The 13,646-nt window shown below is 63.3% G+C and carries 16 protein-coding genes and 1 tRNA gene; 5 read left to right on the top strand and 12 right to left on the bottom strand.

Annotated features, from left to right (window positions below; genetic code table 11):
• Window position 1: 1 nt before the first annotated feature.
• A complete protein-coding gene (locus G452_RS0103945) occupies window positions 2–862 on the bottom strand; it encodes an NAD(+)/NADH kinase (RefSeq protein ID WP_022660959.1) in 861 nt (286 codons plus the stop codon).
• 173 nt (window positions 863–1,035) lie between these two features.
• Here G452_RS0103945 and G452_RS0103940 point away from each other — a divergent pair, with 173 nt between their 5' ends.
• Together G452_RS0103940 and flgM are read left to right on the top strand one after the other, a co-directional pair.
• The gene (locus G452_RS0103940; protein WP_022660958.1) at window positions 1,036–1,452 is read left to right on the top strand and encodes a DVU0524 family FlgM-associated protein; all 417 of its coding nucleotides are present in this window, start codon (window positions 1,036–1,038) and stop codon (window positions 1,450–1,452) included.
• Window positions 1,453–1,472: 20 nt separating this feature from the next.
• Window positions 1,473–1,775, top strand: coding sequence for a flagellar biosynthesis anti-sigma factor FlgM (gene flgM / locus G452_RS0103935; protein ID WP_022660957.1), 303 nt, complete (start codon window positions 1,473–1,475; stop codon window positions 1,773–1,775).
• Window positions 1,776–2,006: 231 nt separating this feature from the next.
• Here flgM and fliW read toward each other — a convergent pair whose 3' ends face one another.
• From fliW to flgF, 11 genes are all read right to left on the bottom strand, one after another.
• Complete coding sequence (gene fliW, locus G452_RS0103930; RefSeq protein ID WP_027188996.1) at window positions 2,007–2,453, bottom strand: flagellar assembly protein FliW; 447 nt, start codon at window positions 2,451–2,453, stop codon at window positions 2,007–2,009.
• Window positions 2,429–2,668: a carbon storage regulator CsrA gene (csrA, locus tag G452_RS0103925; protein WP_022660955.1), complete on the bottom strand. Its 240-nt coding sequence runs from the start codon at window positions 2,666–2,668 to the stop codon at window positions 2,429–2,431. The genes fliW and csrA overlap by 25 nt, the downstream gene beginning before the upstream one ends.
• A 108-nt stretch (window positions 2,669–2,776) precedes the next feature.
• Window positions 2,777–4,447, bottom strand: coding sequence for a flagellar hook-associated protein FlgL (flgL, locus tag G452_RS0103920; protein WP_022660954.1), 1,671 nt, complete (start codon window positions 4,445–4,447; stop codon window positions 2,777–2,779).
• 13 nt (window positions 4,448–4,460) lie between these two features.
• Window positions 4,461–6,587 (bottom strand): flagellar hook-associated protein FlgK, encoded by a 2,127-nt coding sequence (gene flgK, locus G452_RS0103915; protein WP_022660953.1) that lies wholly within the window; start codon window positions 6,585–6,587, stop codon window positions 4,461–4,463.
• Window positions 6,587–7,069, bottom strand: coding sequence for a flagellar export chaperone FlgN (gene flgN, locus G452_RS0103910; RefSeq protein ID WP_022660952.1), 483 nt, complete (start codon window positions 7,067–7,069; stop codon window positions 6,587–6,589). The genes flgK and flgN overlap by 1 nt, the downstream gene beginning before the upstream one ends.
• Window positions 7,070–7,145: 76 nt before the next feature.
• The gene (locus tag G452_RS20380; RefSeq protein ID WP_022660951.1) at window positions 7,146–7,844 is read right to left on the bottom strand and encodes a rod-binding protein; all 699 of its coding nucleotides are present in this window, start codon (window positions 7,842–7,844) and stop codon (window positions 7,146–7,148) included.
• A 1-nt stretch (window position 7,845) separates the two neighbouring features.
• Window positions 7,846–8,991 carry a flagellar basal body P-ring protein FlgI gene (locus G452_RS0103900; RefSeq protein WP_022660950.1) on the bottom strand — a complete coding sequence of 382 codons (1,146 nt, stop codon included), beginning with the start codon at window positions 8,989–8,991 and terminating at the stop codon, window positions 7,846–7,848.
• Between the two features lie 28 nt (window positions 8,992–9,019).
• Window positions 9,020–9,733: a flagellar basal body L-ring protein FlgH gene (locus G452_RS0103895; RefSeq protein ID WP_022660949.1), complete on the bottom strand. Its 714-nt coding sequence runs from the start codon at window positions 9,731–9,733 to the stop codon at window positions 9,020–9,022.
• Between the two features lie 12 nt (window positions 9,734–9,745).
• Window positions 9,746–10,762, bottom strand: coding sequence for a flagellar basal body P-ring formation chaperone FlgA (flgA, locus tag G452_RS0103890; RefSeq protein ID WP_081650462.1), 1,017 nt, complete (start codon window positions 10,760–10,762; stop codon window positions 9,746–9,748).
• A gap of 28 nt (window positions 10,763–10,790) precedes the next feature.
• Window positions 10,791–11,573, bottom strand: a complete 783-nt coding sequence (gene flgG, locus G452_RS0103885; protein ID WP_022660947.1) for a flagellar basal-body rod protein FlgG — start codon at window positions 11,571–11,573, stop codon at window positions 10,791–10,793.
• A 20-nt stretch (window positions 11,574–11,593) separates the two neighbouring features.
• On the bottom strand, window positions 11,594–12,379 hold the full coding sequence (gene flgF / locus G452_RS0103880) for a flagellar basal-body rod protein FlgF (protein WP_022660946.1): 786 nt from the start codon (window positions 12,377–12,379) through the stop codon (window positions 11,594–11,596).
• A 148-nt stretch (window positions 12,380–12,527) separates the two neighbouring features.
• Here flgF and G452_RS0103875 point away from each other — a divergent pair, with 148 nt between their 5' ends.
• The 3 genes from G452_RS0103875 to G452_RS0103865 all read left to right on the top strand — a co-directional run bounded on the left by G452_RS0103875 (window position 12,528) and on the right by G452_RS0103865 (window position 13,632).
• On the top strand, window positions 12,528–12,860 hold the full coding sequence (locus G452_RS0103875) for a hypothetical protein (RefSeq protein WP_022660945.1): 333 nt from the start codon (window positions 12,528–12,530) through the stop codon (window positions 12,858–12,860).
• Between the two features lie 120 nt (window positions 12,861–12,980).
• A tRNA-Gly gene (locus tag G452_RS0103870) sits at window positions 12,981–13,056 on the top strand.
• Window positions 13,057–13,170: 114 nt separating this feature from the next.
• On the top strand, window positions 13,171–13,632 hold the full coding sequence (locus G452_RS0103865; RefSeq protein WP_022660944.1) for a ribosome maturation factor RimP: 462 nt from the start codon (window positions 13,171–13,173) through the stop codon (window positions 13,630–13,632).
• The last annotated feature ends 14 nt before the right edge of the window (window positions 13,633–13,646 follow it).

Below are 13,646 nucleotides of genomic sequence, written 5' to 3'. Positions count from 1 at the left end.
ATCAACCTCCTTGCAGGAAACCCTTGCCGATCAGCCTCGAGAAAAAAGTACCGCCGCCCGTCTGGACGAGCAACAGCTCCCGGGCGCAGCGTTCGAACATGACGAGGTCGCCGGAGGAAAGCGGAACGACTTCCTGCCCGTCCTCGGTGAGGTAGACGTCCGAACGCTTGGCGTCGCACTCGACTTCCACGGAAAGAGGCTTGTCCGCCGGCAGGACCAGGGGTTTGAAGCCGTTCAGAAAAGGACAGATGGGGGTTACGCTGTAGGCGTCGGTTTCCGGGTAGAGCAGCGGCCCCCCCGCGGAAACGCTGTAGGCAGTGGAACCCGTGGGCGTGGAGATGATCACGCCGTCCGAACGCATGCTCGTCACGGGTTCGCCGTCGAAATACATGCCCAGGCGGATCAGCCTGGCCAGGGATCCCCGGCTGATGACGATGTCGTTCACGGCAACGCCTTGCGCGGCCTCCTTGCCGTCCCGGAGCACGCGATAGGACAGCAGCATGCGGCGCGATACCCGGCTCTGGCCGCGCAGAACCCGTTCCAGACGTCGGCGCCAGTTTTCGCGGGAAAGCTCGGCCAGGAAGCCGACCTGCCCCAGGTTCAGCCCGATCAGCGGCACGCCGAGACGGTAGAGCCTCCGGGCCGCGCTGATGAGGGTGCCGTCCCCGCCGAGCACGAGGATCAGGCCGAACGGGCTGGACTCCGCATCGGCGGGGTCGCCGGAGGCGTCCGTGCGATGCTCGCAGCAGTCCGCGGCGCAGCCCTGCTCCGCGAGAAACGACGTGATCTCGGAAGCCAGGTCGCGAGCCTCGGAATTTTCTTCCTTGATGACGAGAAGTACGCTTTGAATGGCCTTGGACATGCCCTAACCCCATAGTCTTTTTCACGCTGAAACGCCACTGCAATGTCAGCTGCCCGCCGAAATCCGGGCACCGCGCCAATGTCTGCGATGCATGTTTTTTTATTTTTTTCCCTGCGGACCCCTAAAGTTTTTTTGGGCCGAGTCGATACATACATCAGGAGGGAACTTTTATTGTGAGCACCAGTCCGGCAGAAGTCCGCAGAATGCTGCACACTTACGGGAGGCAGCTGACCAGCGCAAAGCGGCTTGCCCGTTTCCGCAGGGCCATGATGCCCTCCGGGGACCAGGACCGGATAAATATTTCGCGGGAGGCGAGAAGGCGCGAACTCGTACAGCGCATCTCGCAGGAAATCATTGAAAACCTGATCGTAAACGGCTCGCATTCACCGGTCATAGGCGAGATCCTCGATCAGCTGGAGACGGAAGCCGGAAGTCGGGTCATGCTCGACTACCCCCTCGACGGAGGGGACGTTCGGCTGCTATTGGAAACCAAGGCCGGTCCGCGTGAGTTGACTGGAGACGAAAAGAACCGCATCCTGAAGCGGTTGTGGGAGATCACCCTGGCCAAGGTGGACGACACCATGCTTTGACCAGGCTCAGGGAGGCCAATATGGATATCAACAACATCGTCGGGGAACTGAATCCCTACACGAAGCAAAAGGTACAGGAAGCCAAGCGCGCCAAGAACGCGAGCTCCTCGGACTCCAAGTCCTCCGAGACTGGCGACTCCGTGCAGCTTTCTTCCGAGGCCCGCCTGCGCGGGACGGCGCTTTCCGAAGCCGGTCGCGCCTCCGACGTGCGCGCGGACCGGGTACGGGAACTCAAGGAGCAGGTCCGCAACGGAACCTACCAGCCCGACATCAAGAAGGCTGCGGCGAACCTCATCCGGGACGACCTGAGCCTGCTGCTCTGAACAACCGGAAAGACAGCCTGACGACCGGGTCTGGCACTGCGTCCATAGTAGAATAAAAAGCTCTTTATATACGGCATGTTCCAACTGTTTCTGGAACCATCCAGCCCCTCCTGCCCCTGCGGTTCGGAGGGGCTGGATGGTTTTCATCCCCGGCATGCAACACGAAGGGCGCTTCTCCAAGGAGAAGCGCCCTTCGTGTTGCATGCGAACTCCGCCGCGAAGCGGGCCTCGTCAGCGGCCCCCGGCCAGATACACATGGGGAGGATAGCTGGAATCGGTCTGGGGAGACTGGATTCCCACACGGGCCGCCGTATTGATCACGATTGGCCCGGAAAGGTTCAGGGTGGTCTTTTCCGGCTCGTTGCGGGGAATGCTCACCGTGGTCAGCACGGCCAGCTCCTCGTCGCCGGTGATGCCGAGGATTTTCTTCTCCGCTCCGTCCAGCCGCACGCCGAAGTCCTCGATGAAGGCCATCGGATCGGCCACGAGCAAGCCCAGCCCCGGATCCTCGAGGGACTGGAGCAGCAGGAACGGCGAGCTGTCGTTGACCTGGAGGAGTACGAACTCCCGCTTGTCCTCGAAGCCGATCAAACCGTGCGGGAAGCGGACGATGGAATCCTCGGCGATTTCCCGTTCGCCGAGGCGCGTCCGGATCACTCGCTTTCCTTGCGCTGCCATAACGTCGCCGCCTGAAGGAGGTCCTGGTCTGTGCATTCCAGGGCCTGCCGGTTTTGTTCCTTGATCCGCAAATAGACTTCTTCCCGGTACACGGTCATTTCCTCAGGCAGTTCCAGGCCGAGCTTGATCTGCTTGCCTTGAACGCTGAGAACCTTGAGCTTGATGTTGTCGCCCAGGTAGAGACTTTCTCCGGGCCGCCGGGTCAGAATCAGCATCGTTTCTTCCGTTTCCTTGTTGCAAGGATTCCGCCGGGCTCAGGCCCGGATGGAACCGTCTACCCCAGCCCCCGCAGAAAGTCCAGGCATGACGCCCGGTCGGAAGCGTCAGATGAACTTCATGAGGTTCATGTTCATGATCAGCGAGGTGGACCGCAGAACGGATTCGTACACGATCTGTCCCTGGGATATCTGGGTCATCAGCTCGGCCACGTCCGCATCCTCGATGCTGGACATGCGCGCCTGCTCGTTCAGCTTGAGGTTGTCCACGAGGCCTTCGGCCACGGTGAGCCTGTTTTCCCGCCCGCCCACGCTGGCCGCGGCAGTGAGGATCTGCTGCTGCGAGCGGTCCAGGCTCTCCAGGCAGCGCTGCACGCCGCTCTGGTTGTTGGTCTCCAGGAAAGCCACGAGGTTGCCGACCGTCTCGAAAAGGTTCTTGGTGTACCCGGCGTTGGAGGTGTTCAGCGTGCTTGCGCCCGAGCCGTTGTCGAAGACCACGCTCGTGTTCGCGCTGTTCACGGAAAGCTTGCTGCCGCCGTTGGCCCTGACAAGGTCGGGATCCTGATAAAGTCCGCCGAAGATGTCCTTGCCCACGTCGTTGAGCCGCACGGTCTCGCTCACGGAGATGTTCACGTTCACCGAGGCGGCGCGCGGGGTGATCACGAACTGCGCGCCGGGCTGGAGTTGGTTGCCGCCGTTGGAAGCCAGGGTCAGCATGCCTCCCGGAGGAATGGTGATCAAGGCCTGGTTCGAGGTCAGATCCGCCGAGGTGGTGTTGCCCGTGACCCAGCTCGCGCCGCCGTCCAGGCTGTAGGAATACTCGATGACCTCGTCCATGCCCACGGCCGTGTCGTTGTCGATGCGCACGACCGTGTTGTTCGCGTTGAAGGAGCCTGCCGCGGTGGCCGTGATGTTCTGCACGCCCTCGCCCATGCTGTCCACGCGGATGGCGTCCATGTCGTCGCCGAGATAGAGCGCGGAGGGGCGCAGCCAGGCCCAGGTTCCGCTGGCATCGCTGGTGTCGGTGAGGTGGTTGGCCTTGACCCCCTCGCCCGCGTCCACGCCGGAATAGACGACGGAGGCTCCGCTCTGGGGCAGGTTCACCCGGACCTGGCCGCCCACGACGTTGCTCACGGTTCCGTCCGTAAGGAACGTCTTGCCGCCGTCGATGGAATAGCGAACGCCCACATTGCCGGAATCGAAGGAAACCGTGTCGCCCACCGCCGTGGCCCCGGTGGTGTCGAAATATTGCACGAGCACGGTGCGGTCCGAATTGCCCTCGACGCTGAAGGTCGTGTCCGCGTTCAGGTCCGGATCGTTGGTCGTCATCCAGAGCACCTTCTCGAAGGCGTTGGAATCGGTCTTGTGCCCGGCATAGATGCTCTTGTCCTCGAACTCCATGTTGGACATCTCCACGAGCTGATCGAAGATGGAGCGCAGCTCGTAGCTGATCTGCTCGCGGTTCTGCTCGTCGTAGGTGCCCGTGGCTCCCTGCTCCGCAAGGGTCTTGGCGCGGGTGATCAGCGCGGAAACCTGGGTCAGGGTGGAATCCGAGCGACCGAGCCAGCCCTTGGCCGTGCTGATGTTTTCCTTGTACTGGCCCAGCGTGCGGATGGCGTCGCGGTGGTCGAGCACGCGCTCCATGCCCACGGGGTCGTCCGAGGGACGGATGATGCGCTTCTGGCTCTGGGCCTTGACGTTCAGGTCCATCAGGTTCGTCAACGAAGCGTTCATGTTCGTGACGTAGTGCGCGTAGAGCATCTGCTGGGAAACTCGCATCTCGCTCCTCCCCCTACGGCTTCATGGACAAGACGGTTTGCAGCATCTGGTCCGCCGTGGTGATCAACTTGGCCGCCGCCGTGTACGAGTGCTGATAACGGATCAGGTTCGCCATTTCCTCGTCCAGGTTCACGCCGGAGACTTCCTGCTGCCGGTCGTTGAGATCGCCGGCCATGGTCGAATGATAAGTGCTGTTGAACTTGGCAGTGTTCACGTCCGCGCCCACGCCGCCCACGATGCCGTTGTAGTAGTCGAGCAGGGACTGGCTGGTGCGGCCTTCCTGCACCGTATAGATGCTGACGTCCGTGTCTTGGAGGGCCACCATGGCCATGGCCGTGGAGTTGTCCCCGGCGTTCATCTCGCCGGCTCCGTTGACGTGCCCGGCGCAGAGGAAATCCTGGTCCCCGGCGACCCTGACGTTGACCTCCATGTTCCCGGCATCGGTTCCGGTAAAGAAGGTGTTCACGCCCAGGGCCGCGTTCAATCCGGCCGTGTCCGCGCCGAAGAGAAATTCCTTGCCGTCCTTGGCCTCGATGCGCAGGCGGTTGTTGACCACGCTGGCCGTGAGATGGTCGCCGAAACTGCGGTTGTAGGCGTCGGCCACGTCGTTGAGGCTGTGCGTGTCGGGATCGAAATTCTGCTGGCCCGGAGCGTCGGAGAAGTCCAGGGCCGCGCTGGAAGCCAGAAGCCCGGTGTCCTTGTTGTAGACGTAGACCATCACGCTGCCGGATTCGAGCTTGCTGCCGAAGTAGAGGCCGGAGGAGTCGCTGCCCAGGGCGCGGTTCGGATCGTCCACGGCGTAGGTGCCGTCCACGTAGGTGAACTTTTCCAGCCCGGCTCCCTGGCTGTGCCTGCGGTTGACCTCCCAGATCGTGGCTTCGGCGAACGCGTCGAGCTTGTCGCGATACTTGCCCACGTAGGCGTCGCGGAAGTTGAAGTAGGCCGCGAGGCTGCCGCCCGTGGTGCGCTGCTCCTCGTCCATGCCCGTAAAGCGGATGATCGGGGTGATGTTCTCCTTGTGGGAGGTGTTCTGCACCCAGTAGAGTCCCCGCTGCGGGATGATCGTGAAGGTGTCGCCCGTCTTCATCTGGTTGACGGGCATGGTCCGCGCGTTGCTCGTGGCGCCGAAATAGATGCCCAGGTCGTTGGCCGCCACTTCCTGGCCGTATGGCCTGGCCTCGAAAATCTTGGTCGAGCCGTCCTCGTCCTGGAGCCAGGTGGCCCCGCCGTCCAGGGAGACGCGGAACGTGGCCACGTTGGGCGTTGCCGCGCTGCCCACCACGCCGTCCGAGAGCACTTCGAGCGTGTACTCGTAATTGTCGTTGCCCGTGAAATAGGCCGTGCCGTCGAAATTGGAGCCTTCCTGGACCTGCTTGACGGTCTGGGGCGCGCCGAATTCGAGAGCGAAATGTTCGTAGCCGTCCACCAGGGTCTGGCCGCCCTTGGTCAGCACGGCGAAATCCCCGCTGCCCTTGTCCAGGGTGTAGACGTCGATGATGCCGCTGAGATCGCGCACGAGCTGGGCGCGCTCGTCGTAGAGGCTGTTGGGCGCGTTCTGGCCGAGGTTCTCGTGGATGTTGATGTTCCTGTTCGTATCCGCGATCTTCTGGATGATCGTGTTCGCGTTGGTCACATCGTTGGTGATGAGTTCCTCGATCCGCTGCTGCATCTGCTCGAGGTTGCTGTTCGCGGTATGCAGGGTCGAGGTCAGGGTCAGGGACTTCTCCAAAAGGTCGCTTCTGGTGCCGTAGTCGTCGGCCCGCTGGGAAAGGTCGTTCCAGGAATTGAAGAACCCGGAAATGGAGTCGCTGATGCCCACGCCGTTGGCCTCGTTGAAGAGCGTCTCGACGGTCTGGAGGGAGGAATGGAGCGTGCCCCAGCGGTCGCGCATGGTGGCCTGCTCCAGGTACTGCGTCTCCACGAACTTGTCGAAGTGGCGCACGACCTCGGCGGCGCGGACGCCCGTGCCCATCTGCCCCGGCCTGTAATCGATGCTGATGCCTTCTTCCAAACGCACGCTGCGGCGGGAGTAGCCCACGGTGTTCACGTTGGCGATGTTCTCGCCGGAAACCTGGAGCTGCGCCTGCGAGGCGAACAAGGCCCAACGGCCCATGTCCAGAATGGAATTGGCTCCGAACATTACAGCGTCCCCCGCACCAGTCGCGATTCACCGGGCTTGGAGGCATAGCGCCCTCTCGCGGAGTAACCCTCGACGCGCGTAGGCTTGAGCTTGGAGTGCATGTAGTTGAGCAGCTTGCTGCTCTGCTCGAAAAGGGCCAGGGCGAGCTGCTGGTTGCGGGAGGCCTGTCTGGCGCAGCGCTGCTCGTCGTCGTCCAGGGTCTTGAGCTGCGCCTCGATCCCGGCCCGATCTTCCGCCGCGAGCAGCGGCAGGAGTTCACGAACCTTCCGGGCCTTGCCTTCCGAGAGGATTCCCACCGTGCGGGAAAGATCCTCACGCTCGCGCATGAGCTGGCGCATGAGTTCCTGGATGGACAATTCCAGCGGGGAGACGCCGCGCGAATCACGGTCCTGGAGACGGGAAAATTCTTCCTCCAGCAGAACGTGCAGAAGGAGCATGGCCTTTCCCTGGCGGGCTAAATTTTCCTTAAGCCGATGCAACATGATTTTCCCCGAACCTTTTTAACATACTGTCGTAAAAGCTTATTTCACCCAACCGCACAAGCGGCCGGAGGGAGCTTCACTTGTAATGTGCAAGTATCCGGCCAGGATTCGCAGTCCGGCGCATGCCGATGTCCCGCGCCAGGCGGTCGAGCCGCGAATCGACCTCGGCCTGGCTCAGGGAGCCCAGGCCGGCAGCGGAGGTTTCGCCTTGCTTGACGCCCGCGTCCGCAGGGGCTTCGCCGCCGCCCACGGACATTTCCCCCGCTTCCAGGGGGGCCGATGTTTCGGGAGGCGTGGCCGGTTCCGGCCCGCGGTCGAGGCGCGTGTCGAGGGCGGCCTCTTCCAGGGTCTTGATGTCGGGCTTGCCGTTGCGCGCCAGAGGCTTGATCTCGGCGTTGCCGGGCAGCGTCTCTCCGCTCGTCGTCTTGAGCCGGGCAGCGAGCTGGTCGTAAAGCATCTTGGAGAGGCCGATGCCGCCGGAATCCGCCATTTGTTCCGAAAAGGCCCGGTCGAACATGGAGAGATACATGTCTTCCTGCTGCGAGTGCATTTCTCCCTTGGGCACGGTCTTGCGCATCTGCTCCCAGAGCTTGCCGATGAACACGGCCTCGAAGTCGCGGCAGGCCTTCTGGAGCTGCTGTTCCTTGTCCGGAGCGCCCTGAAGCCGCTGCTTGAGGCTGTCCATGCGCTGCTTGTAGCGGATGAGTTCCTGGTCGCTGGCCTTTGCGTTGGCCATCTGCACGTCCATGGCCGCGATGTCTCCGATGCCCGTCATGTTAGATGACCTCCAGGTCCGCGTAGAGCGCGCCCGCGGCCTTGAGCGTCCTGATGATGGAGATCAGGTCGCGCGGGGAGGCGCCGATGGCGTTCAGCCCGTCCACCAGCTCCTGAAGGGTCGCGCCCTCCATGAGCATCAGGCGGTTGTTCTGCGAAGTGATGCCGATGTCTGTCTGGGGGGTGACCACGGTCTGCGCGTTTTCCGCAAAGGGGCCGGGCTGGCTGACCTGCTGGGATTCCGAGATCACGATTTGCAGGTTGCCGTGGGCCACGGCCACGCGGGAGAGGCGCACGTCGTTGCCGAGCACTATGGTGCCGGTCTTCTCGTCCACCACGACGCGGGCCTTGCTGTCCGGGGAAATGTCCAGATTTTCCAGGGAGGCCATCAGCGGGACCATGTTGCCCTGGTACTTCTGCGGAACCTCCAGGTGCACGGTGGAGGCGTCGCGTGCGCTGGCGAAAGGTCCGCCCAGGGACGCGTTGATGCGGTTGACCACCTGCATGGCCGTGCCGAAATCCTGGACCGAGAGATTGATGGTCAGGGAGGTCTGCTCGTTGAAGCGGAAGGGAACCTCGCGCTCCACGATGGCCCCGCTGGGAATGCGGCCCACTGTGGCGATGTTCTGCTGGGCCGTGGCCGCGTTGCCGGAAACGGTGTATCCGCCGAGCGTCAGCGATCCCTGGGCCACGGCATAGACCTTGCCGTCCAGTCCCTTGAGCGGGGTGATCAGCAGCATGCCGCCGAGCAGGCTCTTGGAGTCGCCGATGGAGGAGACGGTCACGTCCAGGGGGGAGCCGGGACGGGCCGTGACGGGCATCTTGGCCGTGACCATGACCGCGGCCACGTTCTTGGGCCGCAGGTTGTCCGCGTTGACCTCGACCCCCATCTTGTCGAGCATGTTGCGCATGGAGGTGATGGTGAAATTGGAGTTGGTTCCGTCGCCCGTGCCGGAAAGGCCGACCACGAGGCCGTAGCCCACCAGTTCGTTGTCGCGCATGCCGCTGATGGAGGAAATGTCCTTGAGCCTCACCGCCGAGGCGGCTTCTGCCAGCACCACCAGCAGAATCAGGGCCGCGATGGCGGCGGAGACGACCTTGTCCCAGGCCTGGAAAGGCGGCTTGCGGTGGTAGCGTTCGCTGATCATGAGATTGCGCCTCCTTGCGCGAAAAAACCTAGAAAGGCCACACGTTGTCGAGAATACGGGTCAGCCAGCCGGGACGCTGCTTGTCCGCCAGCACGCCCTCGCCGTAGAGCTCGATCTGGGCTTCGGCCAGGGAACTCGACGGCACCGAGTTGTCCGACTGGATGTCGCGGGCGCGCACCAGGCCGCGCACCACCAGAATCTGCGTCTCGTTGTTCACGCGGACCCGGCGCGCGCCTTCCACCTGCATGACCCGGCCGGGAAGCATCCGCACCACGCGGGAAGCCACCGTGGCGGTGAGCGTGGTGTTGCGGGTGGTTTCCCCCTTGCCCTCGAAGGTGTTGGCGTTGTCCGACTCGATGGCCAGGCTCGGAGTCAGGCCCAGGCTGTCCATGGCTCCGCCGAGCAGGGTGCCCTTGTCCGGCGCGGCCGTGATGCCGTACTGGTTCGTGGTGGTCCGGTCGGAGGTGGTGTCCGCCTTGGAGCTGGCGTCGGCCACCTCGGAAACCACGACCATGACGATGTCGCCCACGCGGTTGGCGCGGTTGTCCTCGTAGAGGAATTCCGCCGTGTTCTCGGTGAACAGGGAGCCGGGGTTGTCCAGGGGTTCCGGTTCCTCGTAGGCCGGTTCGGTGAGGATCGGCATGGGCGTGGGCTCGCTCTTGGCGGCGCAGCCGCCGAGCAGCAGCGCCACGAAGCCCGCCAGAAGCGCCGGAAGCGCGATGCGCTCGATGAAACGTCTCATTGTCCTTCTCCCCTATCTGACCGACACGGTATTGCGGTCCACCACCGTGGCCAGGACCGTCTTCTTGCTTTGCAGGTTTCGGACCTCAACGGTCTGCCCCTGGTCGCCGTCGGCCAGGGCCTCGGCCTTCACGGCCAGGGTGATGCGCGGGCCGCGATAGACCAGATTGACGGTATCTCCCTTGGATACCATGGGTTCTCCGTCAAGAAACTCCATCTCCAGCGGCTGGCCCGTGCCCACGGAACGGTTCATGCGGTAAGGTCCGGACTTTCCGTCCCAGACCTCGCCCAGGTAGGCGAGATTCTTGCGCATGAACATGACCTTGTCCGGGGTCACGGATTCGAGCCTGTTGATGGGCTTGGCCGCGCAGGGCACGGCCTTCCAGAGATTCACGAAGGCGCTGGTGGCCACGCGGCGGGTGATCCTGCCGTCCTTGGCCACGGCCCGGATGAGCATGTTCACCCGGCCCGGCTTCAGATCGTTGTTCAGGGCCACTTCGACCTGGTCGAAGGCATCGTCGAGAAACAGGAAGGAAGGCAGACGGATGTCCTTGATTTCCGGTTCGCCGCCGAGGCTCGCGGCCTTGGGCGTCAGAAAATCGACAACGAGCCGTTCCAGGGCACGACGCTCGAAGACGCGCCCGCCCTTCTGAACCACGAGCCTGCCCGGCAGCACGCAGGAATCGGCCACTTCGGGAACGTAGTAGGCGAGCATCTTGGCGATCTGCTCTCTCGGCAGAGCCTGCTGGCGTCCGGTGTATTCCGGCGACTTCCAAAGTGGCCGCACGGCCAGTTCCCTCCAGACCTCCGGGCGGACCGGGCCGACCGGCTCGGCGATGTCGCCCAGGAGCACGCGCTCGGACTCCACGCAGGCGGCCTCGCGGATGCGCAGGCTCCAGCCGGGCTCGCCGGCGGCGTCCGCGCCGCCGGGCAGCAAAGCCAACGCCAGCACCGCGGCGGCCAGGAGCAGCAGGATCACGGCGGGGCCGGTCCGTCCCATTCTGGCTATTCTCGCGCTGTTGCGTCTCATCTTCTTCCTCCATTCTGCCTTTGCGCGCCTAGCGCTTCACGTTGATGGCCGTCTGAAGCATGGCGTCCGAGGTGGTGATGGCCTTGGAGTTCACTTCATAGGCGCGCTGGCCGATGATCAGGCCGACCATTTCGTCGACCATCTCCACGTTGGAGCCTTCCAGGAATCCCTGGGCCAGGGTGCCGAAGTTGGTATCGCCGGGAGTTCCGGCGGTGGCCGCCCCGGAGGCCTCGGTTTCCTTGTAGAGGTTGCGGCCTACGGCGTTCAGCCCGGCGGGGTTGATGAAGTTGTAGATCTGGATGTCCGCCGAGGCGAGTTCCGCCCCGGAGCTGTCCAGGGCCGCGATGTGGCCGTCCTCGGTCACGGCGACGCTGACCGTGTCCGCGGGCACGGTGAATTCGGGCTGGAGCGGGTAGCCCTGGGGCGTGACCACGCGGCCGTCGTTGTCCAGCTTGAACGAGCCGGCGCGCGTGTAGACGTCCTCGCCGTTGCGGTCCACGAGGAAGAACCCTTCGCCCTCGATGGCGATGTCCAGGGGGTTGCCCGTGTTCTGGAGGTTTCCCTCGGTGAAGAACTTGTGCACGGTCACGGGACGCACGCCCATGCCCACCTGGATGCCGGTGGGGATGCGGTTGCCGCCCTCGTTGATGGTTCCTGCCATGCGCAGGGTCTGATACATCAGATCCTCGAACTCGGCCCGGCTCTTCTTGAAGCCCGTGGTGTTCACGTTGGCCAGGTTGTTCGAGAGCACGTCGATGTGCGTCTGCTGCGCCACCATGCCTGTGGCCGCCGTCCAAAGCGAGCGCATCATAATAGATAACCTCCTGCCGCTTACGAGTTGGCGCGGCCGACCGTGTTGATCAATTTTTCATCGATCTCGCCCGTGCCCTGCATCATTTTGGTATACATCTGATGAGCGCGCTGGGTTTCGATCATGTCCACCATCTCGGTGACGACCTCCACGTTGGGCTTTTCAAGAAACCCCTGCTCCACGGTGAGATCCTCCGGCGGAATCTCGGCGGCCGTCCCCTTGGGGTCGAGTTGGAAAAGGTTGTTGCCGATCTTCTGGAGCTGCCGCAGGTCGTCCACGGCCACCAGTTCCAGCTCGCCGACCACCTGGTTGTCCGCGCGGATCTGTCCCGCGGAATCCACGGTCACGGCGGCTGTTCCGGCCGGGATGGTGATGGGGCCGCCGTTGCCGAGCACCTCGAAGCCCTGCTCCGTCACCAGCGTACCCTCGGAACTGAGCCGGAAGCTGCCGTTGCGCGTCATGTAGTCCCCGTCCGGAGTGCGCACGCGGAAGAAGCCGTCGCCGGAAAGCGCCAGGTCGAGCGGGTTTCCGGTCATCTGAAGGCTCCCCTGACTGAAGTCCGTCTTCTGGTCCGAGAGACGCGGCTTGGCCATCAGGTCGGCCTTGGGCCACATGTCCTTGTCCCGCAGCGACGGACGCGCATCGACCATGTAGTCGTGGGCGAAACGGAGAAAGGTGTCGTGAAAGGCCACCTTGTCCCGCTTGTACGCAGTGGTGTTGACGTTCGCCAAATTGTTGGCGATCTGGTTCATCCTGATTTCATTCGACATAGCGCCGAACATGGCGTTCATCATGCTGTCCCGCATGGGATCACCTCCTCTTCGAGCAAAGCAGATGCAACATCCGGTCCAACGAATCGGCCCGGCCCGTAACCGTTTCTTTACCGTTCCGTCGCGTCGCGGAAATGATCCGGCCCGCCCCGCAGGCGTATGCAGGAACGGACGGAGGACCGCCATGCACATCCGACCCAAGAACGTCTTCAAGGCCATCTGCTACGGACACGGCTGTCGCATCGAAGCCGATTCGCGAGGCAGCAACCGCGCCAGCCTCGTGGACATCTCGGCCACATCCGCGCGGCTCGTGCTGCTGACCGACAAGGACACCAGCAGCGAGGCGCTGCTCCGGCGCGGCGACAGCGTCGCCCTGCACCCTCAATTCCTGGAGAGCACGGACTTCGAGACGATCCCCACGCGGGTCATGCACGTGCAGGGACAGGACGTGACCCTGCGCTTCGAGGCTCCTCTGCCCCTGACCAGCTCCCGCCTGCTCGCGCTGACCCGCCGCTGAGGCGCATGCGCGGGCATAACGGCGCTCCTGTCGTTTCGCTCCGCAAATAACGGTTGACAAGCTTCAAGCTCCCGCCTAAAAGGTTTTGTTCGCACAGGGGGCACTCCCCGGTGCGGATGAGCGGGTGTAGCTCAGCTGGCAGAGTACGAGCTTCCCAAGCTCGGTGTCGCGGGTTCGACCCCCGTCACCCGCTCCAAGGCTCAAGAGGGAAATTCCGCCCAAGCCACAAGGGCTTGATCATCGGGGTGGGCCTTAGGGTCCACTTTTTTATTTATGGATCGGCGGAAACTTATATAACCAGGCGATTTTCATGAAGCGCACACGACTGGAAGAAAAACTCTACGCACTTGCCGAGCCGCAGATCGAAGCCCTCGGCTACCGTCTCTGGGGTCTGCTGGCTCCGGCGGCCGGCAACAAGACCGTTGTTTCCGTATTCATCGACGCCGACGACGGGGTGAACGTGGACGACTGCGCCAAAGTCAGCCGCGACCTGGGCGTGGTCCTGGAGATGGAGGACGTGGTCCCCAGCTCCTACACGCTGGAGGTTTCCTCTCCCGGCCTGGAGCGCAGGTTCTTCCACCTGGAGCAGATGCGCGGCTTTATCGACCGCACCGTCGCCGTGGAGCTCACCGAGCTGGTCAACGAGCGGCGGAAGATCAAGGGGCGGCTCGTCCAGATCGGCGACGGCGAGTTCGAGCTTGAGGAAAACGGCGCGCAGATGCGCATCGAGTGGCAGTGGGTCAAGTCGGCCCGCCTGGTCCACGAATTCTAATTTCCCAGCCCTTC

This window comes from Paucidesulfovibrio longus DSM 6739 (genome assembly GCF_000420485.1).
In the GTDB taxonomy this organism is placed as follows: Bacteria; Desulfobacterota; Desulfovibrionia; order Desulfovibrionales; family Desulfovibrionaceae; genus Paucidesulfovibrio; species Paucidesulfovibrio longus.
The sequence above is the reverse complement of the archived record's forward strand: the minus strand, read 5'-3'. Positions and strand labels throughout refer to the sequence as shown.